The following is a 19,896-nucleotide window of genomic DNA, read 5'->3' as shown; positions in this document are numbered from 1 at the left end:
CTCGCTCGAACCTCCGCCGCGCGGCTCGCCCGGCGCCCGCGTGTCGCCCGCGCGCCGCTGACCGGCGGCTCTGCGCCGCCCCGGCTTGGCCCGGCCGCGGTCACCCATGGTCCGACCGTAGGGAGCTCCAGCGGCCTATCGGCCAACCGATCCAGTCCACCCGGCCGATCACCCTGTCCTCGGAGACGGTCCCGCCCCCCGGGGAGCCCAGATACTCCCTGGAGTCCGCCGAGTCAGAACGGTGGTCACCCATCACCCACAACCGTCCCTCCGGCACTTGGATATCAAACCTGACATTCGAAGGTCTGTCCCCCGGATAGAGATAGGGCTCGTCCAGGGGTTCGCCGTTGACAGTGATGCGCCCCTCGGCGTCGCAGCAGGTCACCCGGTCCCCGCCGACGCCGATGACCCGCTTCACATAGTCGGTCTCGGACGAGGTGCCGAGTCCGACCGCCGCGACCACCCCGCGCACCAGACCGACCAGCGGCCCGTCGTCCGCCGCCTCGGCGTCGAAGGAGCCGGTCCCGTCGAAGACGATGACGTCGCCGCGCCGCACCTCGTCGCCGAACCGGTAGGCCAGCTTGTTCACCAACACCCGGTCGCCGACCTGGAGCGTGCCTTCCATCGAGCCGCTCGGGATCACGAAGGGCTGCACCACATAGGCGCTGGTCAGCGACGTGATCAGCACCGTGCTCAGCGCCACGACGACCCAGAAACGCACCGAGCGCGACCACCGACGCCAGACCCGCTTCGGGGCCGGCGCGGGGTCGCGCTCGGGAAGTCGTGCGTCGGAATCGGTCACGCCTGATGGTAACCGGCCGCCCGCGCGCGTCAGTTCTCGCGCTTCTCCTTGATCTTGGCGGCCTTGCCGCGCAGGTTGCGCAGGTAGTACAGCTTGGCGCGCCGGACGGCACCGCGGGTGACGACGTCGATCTTCTCCACGACCGGGGTGTGCACCGGGAAGGTGCGCTCCACGCCGACGCCGAAGCTGACCTTGCGGACCGTGAAGGTCTCCCGGACGCCGGAGCCCTGGCGGCGGATGACCACGCCCTTGAACTGCTGCACGCGGGAGCGGTTGCCCTCGATGACCCGGACGTGCACGTTGACCGTGTCGCCGGGGCGGAAGGCCGGGATGTCGTCGCGCAGGGACGCGGAGTCGACGCTGTCGAGGAGGTTCATGACCTGCTGCTCTCCGTCGCTGATGCCACAGGCCATCAGCGGAACGTTGTGTGGATGGTGTCGTTCGGGGTGTGCGGCTCGCGCCCCCGGCGGGCGGCTTTCCCCCTGTGGCAGGGTCGCGCGCCGGATGTGAACGGAGCCAGCCGCCTATTCTTCCACGCCGCCCGACGGGCGCCAAAATCGGCCGTCGGCGTCCTGCCGCCAGCCGAGCCCGGCCAGCGTCTCGCGGTCGTGCTTGTCGAACGCCTCGGGCTCGCAACCCTCGATGAGCTCCGGCCTGTTGAGCGTGGTACGGCGCAGCGCCTCGTCCCTCCGCCAGCGGGCGATCCGCCCGTGGTGGCCGCTGACCAGCACCTCGGGGACGGCGCGCCCGCGCCACTCCGGCGGCTTGGTGTACACCGGCCCCTCCAGCAGGGCGGCCATCGCGCCGGGCGCGAACGAGTCGTCCCGGTGCGACTCGGCGTTGCCCAGCACCCCGGGCAGCAGCCGGGCGACGGCCTCGACCATCACCAGCACCGGCGCCTCGCCGCCGGCCAGCACGTAGTCGCCGATGGAGACCTCGCGCACGTCGAGCCGCGCGCCGTACTCCTCGATCACGCGCCGGTCGATGCCCTCGTACCGCGCCGGCGTGAACACCAGCCACGGCGCGCCGGCCAGCTCGACCGCGAGCTCCTGGGTGAACGGCCGGCCGCTGGGCGTCGGCACCACCACCACGGGGTCCGCCTCCGGGCGGTCGCCGGCCAGCAGCGCGTCCAGCGCCTCGCCCCACGGCTCCGGCTTCATCACCATGCCGGGACCGCCGCCGTAGGGGGTGTCGTCCACGGTGTGGTGCCGGTCGTGCGTCCAGCTCCGCAGGTCGTGCAGGCGCACGTCGAGCAGGCCACGTGCCCTGGCCTTGCCGAGCAGCGACACGTTCAGCGGTTCGAGGTACTCGGGGAAGATCGTGACGACGTCGATCCGCACCGGTCAGTCCTCGTCGAGCAGGCCGGGCGGCGGGGAGATGACCACGCGCCGCCGGTCGAGGTCGATCTCGGGCACGAACTCGGCGACGAACGGGACGAACGCCTCGCCGCCGCCCTCCCTGGCCACGACCAGCAGGTCCTGGGCGGGCAGGTGGGCGATCTCGCCGATGGTGCCGACCTCCGAGCCGTCGGCCGTGACCACGGTGAGGCCGACCAGCTGGTGGTCGTAGAACTCCTCCGGGTCGTCGGGGCTCTCGTCGGGGTCGACGTCGGCGAGCAGCAGCGTGTTCCGCAGCGCCTCGGCCGCGGTGCGGTCGTGCACGCCGACGAACCGCAGCAACAGCCGGCCGCTGTGCACCCGGCCGCTCTCGATGGTGAGCGGCCCGGCGCCCGGCGGGTCGGTGGCCAGGACGCTGCCGGGCGCGAGCCGCGCCTCGGGCTCGTCGGTGCGCACCTCCACCGACACCTCGCCCTTGATGCCGTGGGCGCGGCCGATGCGCGCGACGACCAGTTCCACTGTGCTTCCGTTCTCGCGATCTTGACGTCAGGGACGGGCGGTCGCGGCCCGGGCACACGGAGGGCCGGGAGCGGCTCTCGCCACGCCCGGCCCTTCGTGCGCTGCCATACGCGCCCTCAGCGGATCTCGTCCGCGTCGACCAGGTCGACGCGGATTCCCTTCCCGCCGAGCGCGCCCACGACCGTGCGCAGCGAGCGCGCGGTGCGGCCGTTGCGGCCGATCACCTTGCCGAGGTCGTCGGGGTGGACCCGGACTTCGAGCACGCGCCCGCGGCGCAGGGTGCGCGAGGCGACCTGGACCTCATCGGGATTGTCGACGATGCCCTTGACCAGGTGCTCCAGGGCCTCTTCGAGCATTCTCAGCCCTCGGTCGACTCGGCCGGGGCCGCGGCGGCCTCGGCGTCGGCCTTCTTGTCGGCCTTCTTCGCCTTCGGGGTGATGGCCTCACCCTTGGACGAGTCGCCACCCGACGCCTTCGCGGCGGCCTCGAAGAGGGCGCGCTTGTCCGGCTTGGGCTCGGCGACCTTCATCGGCGGCGGCGCCGGCAGACCCTTGAACTTCTGCCAGTCGCCGGTGACCTTGAGGATGGCCAGCACCGGCTCGGTCGGCTGCGCGCCGACACCGAGCCAGTACTGCACGCGCTCCGAGTCGACCTCGATGCGCGAGGGGTTCTGCACCGGGTGGTACAGGCCCAGCTCCTCGATGGCGCGGCCGTCCCGGCGGGTCCGGGAGTCCGCGACGATGATGCGGTAGTGCGGCGAACGGATCTTGCCCAGTCGCTTCAGCTTGATCTTGACTGCCACGGGTGTGGTGTCTCCTGCGTGTGTGACGAGTGAGCCGCGCCGGGCGGCCGCGTGGGGTTGCGACGCCGGGGGCCCGGTGGACGCGTCAGCCGGAGGAGAGAGGGATCCTGTGCGACTGCCGAGTTCAGCCGCCCATTGTGCCATAGGCCGTCAGTGGGACGCGGCCACGGCCAGTGCCTCCGCGATCTGGAACGGCTTCTTGCAGGCGCCGCAGACGATCGGTGCCTGCGCCAGAACGGACGGGACCACCCGCACGTTCCGCCCGCACTCGCACACGGCCTTGACTCGGACGCCCCCGCCCGATGAGCCGTGACGCGCGGCGGGGCCGCGGAAGCTGCGCTTGGTGTCGGTCGCGGTCGCCACGACGTGCGCCTTGAGCGCGCGCTGGAGGCGCTCGGCGGTGGGTCGGTAGCGGCGCCTGGTCTCGGGCGTCATGGTGACGAGCGAGAACCCGCTGCTCGGATGCGGGTCCTCGCCGTGGTCGAGACCGAGCTCCTCGGCGATCGCGAGAAAACGGCGGTTGTGGTAACGGCCGGCGCGGGAGGTGTCCCTGACCCCCCGGGCGGCGGCGATGCCGTGCACGGCTTCGTGCAACAGCCTTTCGAAGGAGAGCTCGGAGCCACAGGCGGACGAGGACTCTCCGATCAGTGATTCGGGCGCGGCCAGGTCCGGCAGCTCCGGGTGGTGCCGTTGAATGTCGGCCCACGCGTGCGCCAGCTCGGCGGCGAGAACTGGTGGTGTCGTGCTCACGTCGTACCTAACGAGCAAGTCCCCCCGTGTGTTCCGATTCCGGGTCAAGTCCCCGAATTTGCACTTACCAGTCAGTTCACCGCCAATGCGGGCGCCTGGCGGCGGGCTTGGCCGGTGAACGTGCCCCTTGGACGCGGGCGGCGGCCAGGCGGTTCCCGCGGTTCCCGCCTGCCGGCATACCGGTCAGAAGGTGGAGCACAGTCGGCTGCCGGAGATGGTGCCGACCCTACTCCCCCCGCTCCGCGGGTCGCTCCGCCCCTCCGGGGCGGTCCCGCCCAGCGGCCGGCCGCACGGGCGGGGCCGAGCGTGCGGGCGCCTGCGGCGGGCGGCCTGCCAGCACCGACCCTCGGAACCGGGCGCGGACGCCCTGGCGACGGATCCCGGGCCGCGCCGGGCTGCCCACGCACGGTCGCGGCCGACGGCGCGAACCGGCGACCGGGCGGCGCGCCGCGGCGCGCGGCTCGGCCGTGGCGCGCGAAGCGCGGACGGGGCGGGTGGGTGGGACCCTCCCCGCCCCGTGGTGGACGCGCCGCGTCGCGGCGCTCAGTAGGCGCGGCCGACGACGGCGATGTTGCCGGGGGTGTCGACGGACTCCGGGACGGAGCCGTCCTCGGCGACCAGGCAGCGCACGGAGACCGCGTCCTGGGCGAGGCGCGCCTCGCCCTCCGGGCCGAGGTCGGCCCACGGGATGCGGGCCCAGCCGCCGGCCGTGGCGGCCTCGACGGCCTCCTCGATGGTCCGCACGTCCGAGGTGCGGGACTCCCGCCGCTCGCGGGACTGGCGCAGCAGCAGCTCCTGGTCCTCGTCGAGCAGGCCGGGCAGCAGCTTGGGCAGCGCCTCGATGGCGACCGGCTCCTTGCCGCCGGCGATCCGGCGGGCCAGCATCGCGGTGTCGGCGGCCACGTCGCGCGGCCCGATCTCCACCCGCACCGGGACGCCCTTCAGCTCCCAGTCGACGGCCCGGCGGCCGAACGGGGTGTCGGTGCGGTCGTCGACCTCGGTCCTGATGCCGGCGGCGGTCAGCGCGGCGCCGATCTCCCGGACCTTGGCCAGCACGGCCGGGTCGTCCTTGATGGCGAGCACCACGGCCTGGGTGGGCGCGAGCCGCGGCGGCACGCGCAGCCCGTTGTCGTCGCCGTGCGACATGATGAGGCCGCCGACCATGCGGGTGGAGGCGCCCCAGGAGGTCTGCCAGACGAGGTCGCGCTCGCCGTCGGCGGCGAGGAAGCGGGTGTCGAAGGCGCGGGCGAAGTTCTGCCCCAGCTCGTGGCTGGTGCCCATCTGCAGCGCCTTGCCGTCGCCCATCATGCCTTCGAGCGTGCGGGTGTTGATGGCGCCGGCGAACCGCTCGGCGGGCGACTTGATGCCGAGCACGGTGTCGATGGCGAGCACGTTCTCCATGAAGTCGGCGTAGACCTCGTGGTGGATGCGGGCCGCGAAGTCACGCGCGTCCTCGTAGGTGGCGTGCGCGGTGTGGCCCTCCTGCCACAGGAACTCGGTGGTGCGCAGGAAGACGCGCGGGCGCATCTCCCAACGGACCACGTTCGCCCACTGGTTGAGCAGCAGCGGCAGGTCGCGGTAGCTCTGGATCCACTTCGAGAAGTACTCGTTGATGATCGTCTCGGACGTGGGCCTGACGACCAGCGGCTCCTCGAGCTGCTTGCCGCCGCCGTGCGTGACGACGGCGAGCTCGGGGGCGAAGCCCTCGACGTGCTCGGCCTCCCTGGTCAGGTAGGACTGGGGGATGAACAGCGGGAAGTACGCGTTGCGGGTGCCCGTGGCCTTGATCCGGGCGTCCATCTCCTGCTGCATCCGCTCCCAGATCCCGTACCCGTACGGTCGGATGACCATGGTGCCGCGGCCCGGGCCGTTGTCGGCCAGCTCGGCCTTGCTGATCAGGTCCTGGTACCAGCGCGGGAAGTCCTCCGCCTGGGGGGTGAGTACGGGAGCCTTAGCCATGCCGCTGATGGTACGGGGCCCGGGCGCCCTGGTGTGAATCGGTTATCCGAGGGCGCCCGGCCGGCGTCACTTGGGGGGCAGCATGTCCCGGAACTCCTTGGGCAGTTCGAAGTCGCCCGGGTCGGCTCCCGCGCCCGGCAGACCGAAGGCGGCGCCCTCGCCCTGGCGCTGCGAGGCGGCGTCCTCCTCGGCCCTGCGCTTCATCGGGTTGCCCGAACGGCGGGCGCCCTTGCCCTTCTTCTGCTGCTTGGCCTTCTTGCGGGCGCCGCCGCCCATGCCGGGGATCCCCGGCATCCCGGGCATGCCGCCGCCCTGGGCCATCCGCGACATCATCTTGCGCGCCTCGAAGAAGCGCTCCACGAGGCCCTTGACGGCGCTGACGTCCACGCCGGAGCCGCGCGCGATCCTGGCGCGGCGCGAGCCGTTGATGATCTTGGGGTCGGCGCGCTCGGCCGGGGTCATGGACTTGATGATGGCCGCGGTGCGGTCGACCTCGCGCTCGTCCAGGTTGTTGATCTGCTCGCGCATCTGGCCCATGCCGGGCATCATGCCGAGCAGCTTGGAGATGGAGCCCATCTTGCGGACCTGCTCCATCTGGGCCAGGAAGTCGTCGAGGGTGAACTCCTTGGGGCCCTTGGCCAGCTTGCTGGCCAGCGCCTCGGCCTCCTGCTGGCTGAAGGTGCGCTCGGCCTGCTCGATCAGGCTGAGCACGTCGCCCATGCCAAGGATCCGGGAGGCCATCCGGTCCGGGTGGAAGGCGTCGAAGTCGTCCAGCTTCTCGCCGTTGGAGGCGAACATGATCTGGCGGCCGGTGACCTGCGCGATGGAGAGCGCGGCACCGCCGCGGGCGTCGCCGTCGAGCTTGGAGAGCACCACGCCGTCGAAGCCGACGCCGTCCCGGAATGCCTCGGCGGTGGTGACGGCGTCCTGGCCGATCATGGCGTCGACCACGAACAAGATCTCGTCGGGGCTGACCGCGTCCCTGATGTCGGCGGCCTGCCGCATCATCTCCTCGTCGATGCCGAGGCGGCCCGCGGTGTCGACGACCACCACGTCGTACTGCTTGTCGCGGGCGAAGGCGATCGAGTCCTCGGCGACCTTGACCGGGTCGCCCACGCCGTTGCCCGGCTCGGGGGCGAAGACGGCCACCCCGGCGCGCTCGGCGACGACCGAGAGCTGGTTCACGGCGTTGGGGCGCTGGAGGTCGCAGGCGACCAGCAGCGGGGTGTGGCCCTGGCCCTTGAGCCACTGGCCCAGCTTGCCGGCGAGGGTGGTCTTGCCCGCGCCCTGGAGGCCGGCGAGCATGATCACGGTCGGCGGGTTCTTGGCGAACCGCAGCCGCCTGGTCTCGCCGCCGAGGATGCCCACCAGTTCCTCGTTGACGATCTTGATGACCTGCTGGGCGGGGTTGAGCGCCTTGGACACCTCGGCGCCCAGGGCACGCTGCTTGATCTGCGCGATGAAGGCGCGCACCACGGGGAGCGCGACGTCCGCTTCCAGGAGCGCGATGCGGATCTCGCGCGCCGTGGCGTCGATGTCCGACTCGCTCAGGCGGCCCTTGCCCCTGAGGTTCTTGAACGTGGCCGCGAGGCGGTCGGAGAGAGTGTCGAACACGGCGCTGGCGGATCCTTACAATCGGCGGTCATCTCGAAGGCGTGCCCTCCAGCGTATAGGCCCGGCGCCGGTGCGGTCAGCCCGCTGGCCCGCCCCCGCTCCCCCGGCTAGCCGGCCAGCGCGCGCTCCAGGTCGCGGGCCAGGGCGGCCGCCTCGTCGTCGGGCAGGGGGGCGCCGTCGGGTCCGGTGACATAGAACGCGTCGACCGCGTTGGCGCCGAGCGTGCTCACGTGGGCGCTGCGCACGTACGCCCCGGCCGCGTCGAGCGCCCGGCCGATGCGGTGCAGCAGGCCGGGGGCGTCCTGGGCGCGCACCTCGATCACGGTGGCAAGACGGGAGCCGAGCGGGGCGACGGTGACCCGGGGCGGCGGCGTGGGGTGCGAGCGGCGCGGGCGGCGGTAGGCGGCCTCGCGCTCGGCGAGCCGGCCGGCGATGTCGAGCGAGCCGTCGAGCGCGCGCACCAGGTCGGCGCGGAGCCGCTCGGCCTGCGGCAGCGAGCCGTACTCGGCGGCCACCCGCCAGTCCAGGAGCAGCACCTGTCCCTGGCCCGTGGGATCGATGGCGCGCAGCTCGGCCGAGCGCACGGTGAGCCGGTGCAGCGCGAGCACCCCGGCGACGGCGGGCAGCACGCCCGGCTGGTCGGGGAGCGCGACCACCAGCTCGACGCCGACCGGCTCGGGGCCGCGCTCCTCGTCCCGGTCGTCCGCGGCCGCCCCGGCGAGCGGCGGCTCGGGGCGCGCGTGCAGGGCGAGCACCGGGGAGCCGGTGCGCATGGCCTCGACGGCGAGCCGCTCGGCGGCGGCGGTGGGGCTCGGCGGGCCGGTGCGGAGCGGGGCGCCGCCCTCCTCCAGGGTGGCGGCCACCCGCTTGACCAGGTCGGCGACGAGCGAGGCGCGCCACCCCGACCAGGCGGCGGGCCCGGTGGCGAGCGCGTCGGCCTCGGTGAGCGCGTGCAGCAGTTCGAGGGTGCCGGGGGAGCCGACCGCCTCGGCGACGTGCGAGACGGCGGCCGGGTCGTCGAGGTCGCGGCGGGTGGCGGTCTCGACCAGCAGCAGGTGGTGGCGGACCAGGGTGCCGAGCACCTCGGCGTCCTCGGCGGGGAAGCCGATGCGGCCGGCCATGTCGCGCGCGATGGTCTCACCGACGACGCTGTGGTCGCCCGGCCAGCCCTTGCCGATGTCGTGCAGCAGGGCCGCCACCAGCAGCAGGTCGGGGCGCTCGACGCGGCGGGTGAGCGCGGAGGCGCGCACCGCGGCCTCCACCAGGTGCCGGTCGACGGTCCAGCGGTGCACCGGGTTGCGCTGCGGGCGGCAGCGCACCCGCTCCCAGTCGGGCAGCAGCCGGGTGATCAGCCCCGCGGCCTCCAGCGCCTCCCAGACCGGGACGGCGTCGGGCCCGGCGCCGAGCAGGGTGATGAACTGCTCCCGCGCCTCGGCCGGCCAGGGGACGGGCAGCGGGTTGTCGGCGGCGGCGAGCGCGTGCACGGCGGGCAGGGCGAGCGGCAGCCCGGCCTGAGCGGCGGCGGCCGCGGCCCGCAGCGGCAGCACCGGGTCGCGGTCGGGACGCGCGGTGCGGGCGAGCACCACCTCGCCGTCCTGCTCGACGACGCCCTCGGCGAGCGGGGTGCGCTCGTCGGTGACGGGGCGGCGGGTGGAGCGGGTGCCGAGGATGGTGCGCAGCCGGCGGCGGGCGCTCCTGGCGCGCAGCACCCGGCCGACCTCGCGCCAGGTGACGTCGGAGGCGTAGGAGATGGTGCGGGCGGCCTCGTAGACGCGGCGCAGCAGGGCGTCGGCGTCGAGCAGCCCGAGGGCCTCGGCGACCTGGTCCTGGTCCTGGAGGGCGAGCCGGTCGGTGGCGCGCCCGGTGGCGAGGTGCAGGGCGTCGCGGACGTCGAGGAGGGTTTCGCGGGCGGCGTCGAGGCCCTGGCGCGGCGCGTCGGCCACCCAGGAGGCGGCGACGGCGCGCAGCGCGGTGGCGTCGCGCAGGCCGCCCCTGGCCTCCTTGAGGTCGGGTTCGAGGAGGAACGGCAGCTCGCCGTGGCGGCGGGCGCGTTCCCGGCCGAGCTCGTGCAGCTCGGGGAGGCGGGCCGGGGCCTGCGCGCGCCACTGGGCGAGGAGGGCGGTGCGCAGTTCGGCGGTGAGGGCGCCGTCGCCCGCGATGTGGCGGGCGTCGAGCAGGCCGAGGTGGACCTTGAGGTCGTCGGCGGCCGTCTCGTGGGCCTCGGTGAGGGTGCGCACCGAGTGGTCGAGGGCGATGCCGAGGTCCCACACGGGGTACCAGAGGCGGTCGGCCAGGGCGGCGATCTCCTTGGCGGGGGCGCTGCCGTCGTGCAGCAGCAGGAGGTCGAGGTCGCTGCGCGGGGAGAGCTCGCCGCGGCCGTAGCCGCCGACGGCGACCAGGGCGACGCGGCCCGGGCGCGGTCCCTCGCCGAGCAGGCCGGCCAGCCAGGTGTCGGTGAGACCGGCCAGTTCGCCGCGGCGCGCGGGGCCCGGCCGTTCCTCGTCGCCGAGGAGGCGCAGCCTGGCGGCCGCGTAGCCGCCGCCCGCCGCCTCGTCGGTGGTCGGTGCCGTCTCCGCCGTCATGCGGTCCCCACACTCCTGTCGGTCATGGTGGTACCCGTGCGCCGGGCCGTCGCTGGGCGACGGCCCGGCGCACGGGCTTTCGGGTCCCTGGTCAGAGGGCGTCGGGGCCGCGCTCACCGGTCCTGACCCGGACGGCGGTCTCGACGGGCACGCTCCAGACCTTCCCGTCACCGATCTTGCCGGTGCGGGCCGCCTTGACGACGACCTCGAGGAGCTGGTCGGCGTCGGAGTCCTCGACGAGGATCTCGATGCGGATCTTCGGCACCAGGTCGACGGTGTACTCCGCGCCCCGGTAGACCTCGGTGTGACCGCGCTGCCGGCCGTAGCCACTGGCCTCGGTGACGGTGAGGCCCTGCACCCCGAAGGCCTGGAGGGCCGCCTTCACCTCGTCGAGCCGGTGCGGCTTGATCACCGCGGTGATGAGCTTCATGCGTCAACCTTCTTCGCGTCGGCACGGACCGGGACACTGTCGACGGACACCGGGGCGGTGCCGGACTGGGAGAAGTCGTACCCGGTCTCGGCGTGGTACGCCAGGTCGAGGCCCGCGGTCTCCTCCTCCTCGCTCGCCCGGAAGCCGATGGTGCGCTGGATCAGCCAGGCCAGGAGGTAGGTGACGACGAACGAGTAGGCCAGCACGGAGAAGGCGCCGAGGGCCTGCTTGCCGAACTGCTCGAAGCCGCCGAGGCCGCCGGTGGCCAGGAAGCCGACGAGCAGGGTGCCGACGAGGCCGCCGACGAGGTGGACGCCCACGACGTCGAGCGAGTCGTCGTAGCCCAGCTTGTACTTCAGGCCCACGGCCCAGGCGCAGGCGATGCCCGCGATCACGCCGATGAGGATGGCGCCCATCGGGTTGACGTGCGCGCCGGACGGGGTGATGGCGACCAGGCCCGCGATGGCGCCGGAGGCGGCGCCCAGGGTGGTGAACGCGCCGTGGCGGATGCGCTCGTAGATCAGCCAGCCGACGATGGCGGCGCCGGTGGCGACCTGCGTGTTGAGGGCCATGAGGGCGGCGGTGCCGTTGGGGCTGAGGGCGGAGCCGGCGTTGAAGCCGAACCAGCCGAACCACAGCAGGCCGGCGCCGAGCAGCACCATGGGCAGGTTGTGCGGCCGCATCGGGTCCTTCTTGAAGCCGACGCGCTTGCCGATCACCAGGGCGGCGGCCAGGCCGCCGGCGCCCGCGTTGATGTGCACCGCGGTACCGCCGGCGAAGTCGATGACCTCCTGCTCGAACAGCCAGCCGGTCGGCGCCCACACCCAGTGCGCGACCGGGAAGTAGACGATGGTCACCCACAACACGATGAACAGCGCCCAGCTGACGAACTTGACGCGGTCGGCGAGCGCGCCGCTCATCAGGGCGGGGGTGAGGATCGCGAACATCAGCTGGAAGACGATGAAGGCGATCTGCTCACCCTGGTCCACGGTGATGTCCTGGAGACCGAGGTAGTCCAGGTTTCCGAGGATCGGGCTGCTGCTGGTGTCGCTGAAGGTGAGGGAGAAACCGTAGAGCACCCACAGGACGCTGACGATGCCCAACGAGATGAAGGACATCATCAGCATGTTGAGGGCGCTCTTGACCCGGACCATGCCGCCGTAGAAGAAGGCGAGGCCCGGGGTCATGAGCATCACCATGGCGGCACAGATCACCACATAGGCGATGTTCGTCGATGACAGCACTTCTTCAGGACTCAAAGTGGACGTCTCCTCGGAATTACGACCCGTGCGGGCAGGATCATGGGGTCAGGATTCGCCACAGGCTCTCTGAGGGCCGTTTCGGTCGATGGCCCCATTTGTTTCACGGGCGTGACGATGGGGCCCGACGTGTTACACGGTAATGAAGTGGATCTGTCCGCGGCCGCGGCGCGGTTATCGTGTCCCGCACCGCCGACGCCGCCGAGGGCCGCCCGCCACGGCCGTGTCCCGGGTCAGACGGCCCGGCTCGCCCGCCCCTGCCTGAACTGCGTGGTGGCGAACTCCGAGACCTCGCGCACCTCGGTGACGTCGCCGAAGTCCCGCCAGGCGGTGGCCAGCGTCTTCCGCAGCCGGTTGTCCACCCGTTCGGAGCGCAGCCGCTCGGCGAGCCGCATCGCCTGCATGGCCTGGGCCGCGCAGGCGCCGGGCTCGCGCGCGAGAAGGTGCACGGTGGCCATGCCGATGAGGTTCAGTGCATACGACCTGTGGTGCCCGCCGTCCGGGTCCTCCTCGCATTCGCGGGCGAAAAGCTCCACCGCGCGCTCCATCAGCGGCCTGGCGTGCGAGAGGTAGGAGGTGGAGCGGCCGGCGACGTAGGCGAGGTCCCGGTAGGAGTGCGCGTTCTCCGCGTTGAGCTCGGCCTCCGAGAAGAAGCCGATCCAGTCCGGCTCGGGCTCGGCCGGGTCCAGGTCGTGGAAGGTCTCCTGGGCGAGCCGGACGGCGCGGTGGCACTTCTGGGTGTGTCCCAGGGTGGCCTGCGCGCGCGCCTCCATCGCGTACAGCATGGCCTGGGTGCGGCTGGTGGCGCCGTCCCTGCTGCCGTACTGGGCGAGGTGGATCAGCTCCAGCGCGTCCTCGCCACGGCCCAGGTGGATCATCTGGCGGCTCATCTTGGAGAGGATGTACGCGCCGAGCGGGCGGTCCTCGGCCTCCTTGGCGGCGTGCAGCGCCAGCACGAAGTACTTCTGCGCGGTGGGCTGGAGCCCGATGTCGTAGCTCATCCAGCCGGCGAGCTCGGCGAGCTCGGCCGTGACGCGGAAGAGACGTTTGCGCACCGGTCCCGGGTGCGACTCCTGCAGCAGGTCGGTGACCTCGTGGAGTTGGCCGACGACGGCCTTGCGGCGGAGCCCGCCACCGCTCTGCGCGTCCCACTGGCGGAACTGCGCGATGGTCGCCTCGAGCTCGGCGAGCTCGGGCCCTGAGAGCCCGGTCGGCCGGCGGGAACCCGCGCGGTCCTGGCCCGGCACGGTGGCCAGCGTGGCGCCCGGCGCCGCCTCGTGGCCGCCGCTGGGCGTCGGCACGAGCCAGCGCTGCATCGGCTCTATCAGGGCAGGACCCGCCGACATGGTGAGCGAGGTGCCGAGGAAGCCGCGCCGGCCGAGCATCAGGTCGCTGCGGGAGAACTCGTTGATCAGCGCGACCGTCTGCGGGCCCGCCCAGGGCAGGTCGATCCCGGAGACCGCGGCGGACTGCCGGGCGGAGCGCAGACCCAGGTCCTCGACGCTCACCACGCAGCCGAACCGCTCCGAGAACAGCTCGGAGAGGATGCGCGGTATCGGCTCGCGGGGCTGCTCGCCGTCCAGCCAGCGCCGGACCCGGGAGGTGTCGGTGCTGATGTGGTGGGCGCCGAGCTGGCGGGCCCGGCGGTTCACCTGCCGGGCCAGCTCACCCTTGGACCACCCGCTACGGTGGAACCACGACGTGAGCCGCTCGTTCGGCTGTCTTGCGGCGGTGCCGCCACTGCCGCTACCTCCCACGGTTACGCCCCCATCCCGGGTCTCCCGATCTCGCCCGCCGCCTGCTGACAACGAGTCTAGGAATGCACTGAAAGTAATCCTACGGTCACCGGTGTGGCGAGTGGCGCCAGGGAATCGCCACCATTCGCCACCCCTCCGCGTGAACACTCATGCCCCTGGTACGCGCTTCACTTGTACGCACGATGTTCGACGTTGGGGGAAGCGAAGCACGACGGGGGCGCGCGTTATCTGCCGCACTCCCCACGGCGCGCCCCACCGCCAGGCGTAACCATCGGCAGACCGACCCCGTTGGAGAGTGCATGGGCTTCACGATCGGCGGAATGCGGGAGATCCGGGAGCTTCGGCTGGCCGCCCGGCGCCCACGGCGCTCCGGCCGGGCCTCCGTCGCGACGGCCGTGGCCGAGTACACGGGCCTGTGGGGATGGGACGTGGTGCCCGGTGTCGGGGCCACCAGGCGCGGCGGGGCACACGGCAGGGTCGAGTGCCGCTGCGCGCGGGCGGACTGCCCGGCCCCCGGGGACCATCCGCTCGATCCCGACCTCTCGGTGCCCGCCGGCACCACGCTCGACCAGGTGCTCGACGTGTGGGACGCCGCCTGGGCCGCGGCCCCCGGCGGGGCCACGGTGCTGCTGCCGACGGGGCTCTCCTTCGACGTGATCGACGTGCCGGCCGCCGCCGGCCGCCTGGCGCTCCCCCGTCTGGAGCGGATGGGCCTGCCCCTCGGCCCGGTGGCGCTGGCGCCGCACGGCCGCGCCTGGTTCTTCGTCGCGGCCGGCGCCGCCGCCGAACTGCCGCAGTTGCTCTACCGCACCGGCTGGGACGACGCCCTGCTCGACCTGCGCGGCCTGGGCAAGGGCGCCCATGTCACGGCCCCGCCGTCGGCGCACGCCGGCCTCGGCCAGGTGCGGTGGCTGCGGCCGCCGGCCCTGGAGACGGCGGCCGCCCCGCCGCAGGCCCGGCTGCTGCTCGGCACCCTCGCCTACGGTCTCGCCGCCGCCACCCGGTGACGGCCGGGCCGCCGGGGCGGCCCGGCCCGCTCAGCCGATCAGCGCGTCGACGAACGCCTCGGGGTCGAAGGGCGCCAGGTCGTCGGGGCCCTCGCCCAGGCCCACCAGCTTGACGGGCACGCCCAGCTCGCGCTGCACCGCGACCACGATGCCGCCCTTGGCGGTGCCGTCCAGCTTGGTCAGCGCGATACCCGTGACGTCCACCACCTCGGCGAAGACCCGTGCCTGGACCAGTCCGTTCTGCCCGGTGGTGGCGTCGAGCACCAGCAGCACCTCGTTGACCGGGCCCTGCTTCTCGACCACCCGCTTGACCTTGCCCAGCTCGTCCATCAGGCCGGCCTTGGTGTGCAGCCGCCCGGCCGTGTCCACCAGCACCACGTCGGCGCCCTCCGCGATGCCCTCGCGCACCGCGTCGAAGGCCACCGAGGCCGGGTCGCCGCCCTCGGGGCCGCGCACCGTGCGCGCGCCCACCCGCTGGCCCCAGGTCTGGAGCTGGTCGGCGGCCGCCGCCCGGAAGGTGTCGGCCGCGCCGAGGACCACGGACCTGCCGTCCGCGACCAGCACCCGGGCCAGCTTGCCCGTGGTCGTGGTCTTGCCGGTGCCGTTGACGCCCACCACGAGCACCACGGCCGGTCGCTCCTCGCCGGACTCCGAGACGCCGCCCTCGGTGTGCACCGCGCGGTCCAGGTCGGTGCCGACCAGCGCCAGCAGTTCCTCGCGCAGCAGCGCCCGCAGCTCCTCGGGCGTCCTGGTGCCGAGCACCCGCACCCGCTCGCGCAGCCGGCCGACCAGCTCCTGCGTCGGCCCCACGCCCACGTCCGCGGTGAGCAGCGTGTCCTCGATCTCGTCCCAGGTCTCGTCGTCGAGCCGCTCGCGCGAGAGCAGGGTGAGCAGGCCGCGCCCCAGCGTGTTCTGCGAGCGGGCCAGCCTGGCGCGCAGCCGCACCAGGCGCCCGGCGGTCGGCTCCGGCACCTCGATCGGCGGCGCCTCCGGCTCGGCCAGGGCCTCGGCCTCCTCGGCCGGCGGCAGCGCGACGTCCTCGATGGTGCGCCGCTCCTCGTCCACGCCCACCGAGGCGTCGTCGCCGATCTGCGGCTCCCCCGGTTCGCCGGCACGCTCGCGGGCCTTCTCCTCGCCCTCCTCGACCCGCGAGGGCGGCGGAGCGGGCTCGCGGCGGCGCAGCGTGATGGAGAGCGCGCTGATCGCGACGACGGCGACCACGGCGATGATTGCGACGAGGATCAGGATGTCCATCGGTTCCCTTGGTGGTGCCTTCGAAAGAGCGGCCTGCCCGGGCGGCCCGGCCGGCGCCGGCCCCGAGCGCCACCAAGTATCGCCGACGCGCCCCGCCCGCGGTGGCCGGGTCGCCCCATCTCCACCGCTTCCACCCGACTCCGGGTCGTACCCGGGGATCAACCGATCGGTTGATGCGCCTTCGAGCCCGAAGGGCGATGTGGCGCCGGCCCGGGCCGGGCGACGCTTGGGCCATGTCGATCATCGAAGTGCATGCGCTGCGCAAGTCCTACGGCGGCCGGGCCGTCGTCGACGGCGTCTCGTTCGCCGTCGAGGAGGGCGAGATCTTCGGCGTGCTCGGCCCCAACGGCGCCGGCAAGACCACCACGGTGGAGTGCGTCGAGGGCCTGCGGGAGCCCGACGCGGGCCGGATCCGGGTCGCCGGTCTCGACCCGGTCGCCGACCACGCCGCGTTGACCGGGGTGCTCGGCGCCCAGCTCCAGGAGAGCGAGCTCCAGCCCAAGCTCACCGTGCGCGAGGCCCTCGAGCTGTACGCCGCCTGCTACCCCCGCCCGGCCGCCTGGCGCCCGCTGGCCGAGCGCCTCGGCCTGACCGACCGGCTCTCCACCCGCTTCGCCAGGCTCAGCGGCGGCCAGAAGCAGCGCCTGTTCATCGCGCTCGCCCTGATCGGGAACCCGCGGGTCGTGGTGCTCGACGAGCTGACCACCGGACTCGACCCGCGGGCCCGCCGCGACACCTGGGAGCTCATCGAGGACGTACGGGCGAGCGGCGTCACCGTCCTGCTGGTCACCCACTTCATGGAGGAGGCCCAACGCCTCTGCGACCGGATCGCCGTCATCGACGGCGGCCGGATCGCCGCCCTCGACACCCCGGCCGGGCTGATCAGGCGCTCGACCGGCGCCACCCTGATCAGCTTCACGCCCTCGGCGCCGCTCGACGAGAACCGGCTGGCCGAGCTCCCGGACGTCGCGTCCATCGCCTGGAAGGACGACCGGATCACCCTCGCCGGCACGGACGAGACGGTGAGCGCCGTCATCACCCTGCTGGCCCGCGGCCACATCACGGCCCACCAACTCCGCGTCACCGACGCCACCCTGGACGACGCGTTCCTCGACCTCACGGGAGCCGACCGATGAGCACCATCGCCGTGTCGCGGCGCGCCACCGCCGCCGCCGTGCTGCGGGCGGAGGCCCGCCTCTTCCTGCGGGAGCCCGGGAGCCTCTTCTGGGTGCTGCTGTTCCCCGCCCTGCTGCTGGCGATCCTCGGCGCCATCCCCTCCTTCCGCGAGGTGGACGACGAACTCGACGGCCTGCGGGTCGTCGACCTCTACGTCCCGGTGACGGTGCTGCTCGGGCTGATCGTGGCCGGCTTCCAGGCGATGCCGCCGATCGTCACCGGCTACCGGGAGCGCGGCATCCTGCGCCGGATGTCGACCACCCCGGTCCCACCGTCCGCGGTGCTCGGCGCGCAGATGGTGCTGCACGGGACAGCCGCCCTCGTCTCGGCGCTGCTCGCGCTGACCGTGGGTCGGCTGGCGTACGACGTCTCGCTGCCGAGCCAACCCCTGGGCTACGGGCTCGCGCTGCTGCTGGCCGTGGCCGCCGCGCTGGCGCTCGGCAGCGTGGTCACGGCCCTGACCCGCACCTCGCGGATCGCCACCGCGGTCGGCTCCGCCGTGCTCTTCCCGATGATGTTCTGCGTGGGCGTCTGGATGCCGATCCAGACCATGCCGGACGTGCTGGCGCGGATCGTCGAGACGACCCCGTTCGGCGCGGCGGCGCAGGCGCTGGGAGAGGCCGCCGCCGGCGACTGGCCGGGCTGGTACCACCTCGGGGTGCTGGCCACGTGGACCGTCGCGGCGACGGCGGTCGCCACGCGCTGGTTCCGGTGGGAGTGAGCCCGCCGGACGGCGGAGCGGACGACCGGTGAGACTGGGGGCGTGAGAGACGTGTCGGAGATCGCGAAGCGCTGGGCCCTCTTCGACCGCTGGGGGCCGCACGCCCTGTTGGCGGTCGGCCTGCTGCTGGCCGCCGTCACGGCCGACGAGCTCGGTATGTCCCGCGCCGCGCGGGTCGCCACCGCGTCGCTGGCGGTGGCCGCCGTCGTCCTCCAGCTCTGCTGGCATCGCGCGGCGGCCGGGCCGTCCGTCGCGGGCGCCTGCTTCTACTTCGCGCGCTGGGCGATCGCCCTGGCCCTCACCTGTCTGAACCCGTTCTTCGGCGTCTACGCGGTGCACGGCTACTTCAGCGCCGACCGGCAGCTCCCGCGGCCGCTGGTGCGGACCGGCCTGTACGCCACCGCCGTCGTGATGGCCCTGTCCAACGTGGGCGGCCCGGAGCAGCTGCGCTCGTGGGGTCCTGCCTGGGCGGTGTACGCGGCACTGCTCGGCATGCACATCGGCCTGGTGCACGTCTTCGCCCACCTGGCCGCCAAGGAGCAGGCGCAGGCCGAGGCGCAGGTCGCCTTCATCGCCGAGCTGGAGGACACCAACACGGCGCTGCAACAGGCCCTCGACGAGAACGCGGCGCTCCACGCCCAGCTGGTGGTGCAGGCCAGGGAGGCGGGGATCGCCGACGAGCGGCGCCGGCTCGCCGCCGAGATCCACGACACCATCGCGCAGGGCCTGACCGGGATCATCGCCCAGCTCCAGGCCGTGGAGAAGGTGGACGACCCGGCGGTCGTCCAGGAACACGTGCACCGCGCGGCGCGGCTGGCCCGGCACAGCCTGGGCGAGGCCCGTCGCTCGGTGCACAACCTGGCGCCGGTGGACCTGGAGCACGACGCACTGCCCACCGCGCTCCGCAGGACGGTCGTCGAGTGGTCGGAACGGACCGGGGTGCGCGCGGAGTTCACGCTCGCCGGCGCCTCGCGCCAGCTGCACAACGAGCTCGCCGCGACGCTGCTGCGGATCGCCCAGGAGGCGCTGTCCAACGCGGCTCGGCACGCCCGGCCCTCACGCGTCGGCGTGACGCTGACCTTCGTCGGCCCGGAGGTCATGCTCGACGTACGGGACGACGGCCTGGGGTTCGACCCGTCGGCCGTGCCGGCGCGCAGCCACAGCCGTGGCTTCGGGCTCGCCGGCATGCGGGCCCGGGCCGAGCGGGTGGCCGGCTCGCTCTCCGTCGAGTCGGAGCCCGGCCTCGGTACCGCGGTCTCGGCGCGCGTACCCTTGGTCGACCATGACTGACGGGCCGCCCATCTCCCTGCTGATCGTCGACGACCACCCCGTCGTGCGCGACGGGCTGCGCGGGATGTTCGCCTCGGAGCCCGGCTTCACGGTCCTCGGCGAGGCGGCGGACGGCGTGGCGGCCGTGGCCCTGGCCGAGTCCCTCGACCCGGACGTGATCCTGATGGACCTGCGGATGCCGGGCGGCGGCGGGGTGGCGGCCATCGCCGAGCTGAGCGGGCGCGGCGCCCGGGCCAGGGTGCTGGTGCTGACCACCTACGACACCGACTCCGACACCCTCCCGGCGATCGAGGCGGGGGCCACCGGCTACCTGTTGAAGGACGCCCCGCGCGACGAGCTGTTCGCCGCGGTGCGCGCGGCGGCCGCCGGACGCACGGTCCTCTCCCCCGCGGTCGCCTCCCGGCTGGTCTCGGCGGTCCGCTCCCCCGGCAACGAGCCGCTCTCCGCCCGCGAGCGGGAGGTCCTCGCCCTGGTGGCGCAGGGCACCTCCAACCGGGAGATCGCCCGGGAGCTGTTCATCAGCGAGGCCACCGTCAAGACCCACCTCACCCACCTGTACGCCAAGTTGGGCGTCAACGACCGCGCGGCCGCGGTGGCCACGGCCTACGAGCGCGGCATCCTCGGCTAGGGCCGGCCC

Annotated in this window: 19 protein-coding genes; 5 read left to right on the top strand and 14 right to left on the bottom strand. The window is 73.5% G+C overall.

Annotation, left to right across the window (positions count from 1 at the left end):
- Window positions 1-100: 100 nt before the first annotated feature.
- From lepB to nsdA, 13 genes are all read right to left on the bottom strand, one after another.
- Entirely contained in the window at window positions 101-802 is a 702-nt protein-coding gene (lepB, locus tag RNC47_RS23140; protein ID WP_311601437.1) for a signal peptidase I, read from the bottom strand.
- A 29-nt stretch (window positions 803-831) separates the two neighbouring features.
- Window positions 832-1,179 (bottom strand): 50S ribosomal protein L19, encoded by a 348-nt coding sequence (gene rplS, locus RNC47_RS23135; protein WP_311601459.1) that lies wholly within the window; start codon window positions 1,177-1,179, stop codon window positions 832-834.
- Between the two features lie 147 nt (window positions 1,180-1,326).
- Window positions 1,327-2,142 carry a tRNA (guanosine(37)-N1)-methyltransferase TrmD gene (trmD, locus tag RNC47_RS23130; protein WP_311601436.1) on the bottom strand — a complete coding sequence of 272 codons (816 nt, stop codon included), beginning with the start codon at window positions 2,140-2,142 and terminating at the stop codon, window positions 1,327-1,329.
- 3 nt (window positions 2,143-2,145) lie between these two features.
- On the bottom strand, window positions 2,146-2,658 hold the full coding sequence (gene rimM / locus RNC47_RS23125) for a ribosome maturation factor RimM (RefSeq protein WP_311601435.1): 513 nt from the start codon (window positions 2,656-2,658) through the stop codon (window positions 2,146-2,148).
- 116 nt (window positions 2,659-2,774) lie between these two features.
- The gene (locus RNC47_RS23120; protein ID WP_311601434.1) at window positions 2,775-3,014 is read right to left on the bottom strand and encodes an RNA-binding protein; all 240 of its coding nucleotides are present in this window, start codon (window positions 3,012-3,014) and stop codon (window positions 2,775-2,777) included.
- 2 nt (window positions 3,015-3,016) lie between these two features.
- Window positions 3,017-3,460, bottom strand: coding sequence for a 30S ribosomal protein S16 (rpsP, locus tag RNC47_RS23115; protein ID WP_311601432.1), 444 nt, complete (start codon window positions 3,458-3,460; stop codon window positions 3,017-3,019).
- A gap of 150 nt (window positions 3,461-3,610) precedes the next feature.
- Window positions 3,611-4,210, bottom strand: a complete 600-nt coding sequence (locus RNC47_RS23110; protein ID WP_132932411.1) for a hypothetical protein — start codon at window positions 4,208-4,210, stop codon at window positions 3,611-3,613.
- Between the two features lie 543 nt (window positions 4,211-4,753).
- Window positions 4,754-6,169: a proline--tRNA ligase gene (proS, locus tag RNC47_RS23105; protein WP_311601431.1), complete on the bottom strand. Its 1,416-nt coding sequence runs from the start codon at window positions 6,167-6,169 to the stop codon at window positions 4,754-4,756.
- Window positions 6,170-6,235: 66 nt separating this feature from the next.
- The gene (gene ffh, locus RNC47_RS23100) at window positions 6,236-7,783 is read right to left on the bottom strand and encodes a signal recognition particle protein (RefSeq protein WP_311601430.1); all 1,548 of its coding nucleotides are present in this window, start codon (window positions 7,781-7,783) and stop codon (window positions 6,236-6,238) included.
- 107 nt (window positions 7,784-7,890) lie between these two features.
- Window positions 7,891-10,365: a [protein-PII] uridylyltransferase gene (locus RNC47_RS23095; protein ID WP_311601429.1), complete on the bottom strand. Its 2,475-nt coding sequence runs from the start codon at window positions 10,363-10,365 to the stop codon at window positions 7,891-7,893.
- A 91-nt stretch (window positions 10,366-10,456) separates the two neighbouring features.
- Entirely contained in the window at window positions 10,457-10,795 is a 339-nt protein-coding gene (locus RNC47_RS23090) for a P-II family nitrogen regulator (RefSeq protein ID WP_311601428.1), read from the bottom strand.
- Window positions 10,792-11,982: an ammonium transporter gene (locus RNC47_RS23085; protein WP_394814850.1), complete on the bottom strand. Its 1,191-nt coding sequence runs from the start codon at window positions 11,980-11,982 to the stop codon at window positions 10,792-10,794. The genes RNC47_RS23090 and RNC47_RS23085 overlap by 4 nt, the downstream gene beginning before the upstream one ends.
- Window positions 11,983-12,287: 305 nt before the next feature.
- On the bottom strand, window positions 12,288-13,811 hold the full coding sequence (gene nsdA / locus RNC47_RS23080) for a transcriptional repressor NsdA (protein ID WP_311601427.1): 1,524 nt from the start codon (window positions 13,809-13,811) through the stop codon (window positions 12,288-12,290).
- Window positions 13,812-14,110: 299 nt separating this feature from the next.
- Here nsdA and RNC47_RS23075 point away from each other — a divergent pair, with 299 nt between their 5' ends.
- Entirely contained in the window at window positions 14,111-14,818 is a 708-nt protein-coding gene (locus RNC47_RS23075; protein WP_311601425.1) for a bifunctional DNA primase/polymerase, read from the top strand.
- A 30-nt stretch (window positions 14,819-14,848) separates the two neighbouring features.
- Here the strand turns inward: RNC47_RS23075 and ftsY are convergent, their stop codons facing one another.
- Entirely contained in the window at window positions 14,849-16,072 is a 1,224-nt protein-coding gene (gene ftsY / locus RNC47_RS23070) for a signal recognition particle-docking protein FtsY (protein WP_311601424.1), read from the bottom strand.
- Between the two features lie 233 nt (window positions 16,073-16,305).
- On the opposite strand from ftsY, the gene RNC47_RS23065 reads away from it, so the two are divergent.
- Genes RNC47_RS23065 through RNC47_RS23050 form a run of 4 tightly spaced genes read left to right on the top strand, consistent with a single transcriptional unit; the run spans window position 16,306 to window position 19,887 of the window.
- Window positions 16,306-17,208: an ABC transporter ATP-binding protein gene (locus RNC47_RS23065; RefSeq protein WP_311601423.1), complete on the top strand. Its 903-nt coding sequence runs from the start codon at window positions 16,306-16,308 to the stop codon at window positions 17,206-17,208.
- Window positions 17,205-17,969, top strand: coding sequence for an ABC transporter permease (locus RNC47_RS23060; RefSeq protein ID WP_311601422.1), 765 nt, complete (start codon window positions 17,205-17,207; stop codon window positions 17,967-17,969). Before RNC47_RS23065 ends, RNC47_RS23060 begins: the two co-directional genes overlap by 4 nt.
- 42 nt (window positions 17,970-18,011) lie before the next feature.
- Window positions 18,012-19,259 carry a sensor histidine kinase gene (locus RNC47_RS23055; RefSeq protein WP_311601420.1) on the top strand — a complete coding sequence of 416 codons (1,248 nt, stop codon included), beginning with the start codon at window positions 18,012-18,014 and terminating at the stop codon, window positions 19,257-19,259.
- Window positions 19,252-19,887: a response regulator transcription factor gene (locus RNC47_RS23050; RefSeq protein ID WP_311601419.1), complete on the top strand. Its 636-nt coding sequence runs from the start codon at window positions 19,252-19,254 to the stop codon at window positions 19,885-19,887. Before RNC47_RS23055 ends, RNC47_RS23050 begins: the two co-directional genes overlap by 8 nt.
- Window positions 19,888-19,896 lie beyond the last annotated feature (9 nt).

It is taken from the genome of Streptomyces millisiae (genome assembly GCF_031845425.1).
In the GTDB taxonomy this organism is placed as follows: domain Bacteria; phylum Actinomycetota; class Actinomycetes; order Streptomycetales; family Streptomycetaceae; genus Streptomyces; species Streptomyces millisiae.
This window is presented reverse-complemented; position numbering and strand designations above follow the sequence as displayed.

Excerpts from the sequence above, each read along its gene's own strand:
- RNC47_RS23090 (WP_311601428.1), bottom strand. The coding sequence starts at position 10,795 with ATGAAGCTCATCACCGCGGTGATCAAGCCGCACCGGCTCGACGAGGTG.
- RNC47_RS23085 (WP_394814850.1), bottom strand. The coding sequence starts at position 11,982 with ATGACCCCGGGCCTCGCCTTCTTCTACGGCGGCATGGTCCGGGTCAAG.
- RNC47_RS23075 (WP_311601425.1), top strand. The coding sequence starts at position 14,111 with ATGGGCTTCACGATCGGCGGAATGCGGGAGATCCGGGAGCTTCGGCTG.
- RNC47_RS23065 (WP_311601423.1), top strand. The coding sequence starts at position 16,306 with ATGTCGATCATCGAAGTGCATGCGCTGCGCAAGTCCTACGGCGGCCGG.
- ftsY (WP_311601424.1), bottom strand. The coding sequence starts at position 16,072 with ATGGACATCCTGATCCTCGTCGCAATCATCGCCGTGGTCGCCGTCGTC.
- proS (WP_311601431.1), bottom strand. The coding sequence starts at position 6,169 with ATGGCTAAGGCTCCCGTACTCACCCCCCAGGCGGAGGACTTCCCGCGC.
- RNC47_RS23050 (WP_311601419.1), top strand. The coding sequence starts at position 19,252 with ATGACTGACGGGCCGCCCATCTCCCTGCTGATCGTCGACGACCACCCC.
- RNC47_RS23095 (WP_311601429.1), bottom strand. The coding sequence starts at position 10,365 with ATGACGGCGGAGACGGCACCGACCACCGACGAGGCGGCGGGCGGCGGC.
- RNC47_RS23120 (WP_311601434.1), bottom strand. The coding sequence starts at position 3,014 with ATGCTCGAAGAGGCCCTGGAGCACCTGGTCAAGGGCATCGTCGACAAT.
- rplS (WP_311601459.1), bottom strand. The coding sequence starts at position 1,179 with ATGAACCTCCTCGACAGCGTCGACTCCGCGTCCCTGCGCGACGACATC.
- RNC47_RS23060 (WP_311601422.1), top strand. The coding sequence starts at position 17,205 with ATGAGCACCATCGCCGTGTCGCGGCGCGCCACCGCCGCCGCCGTGCTG.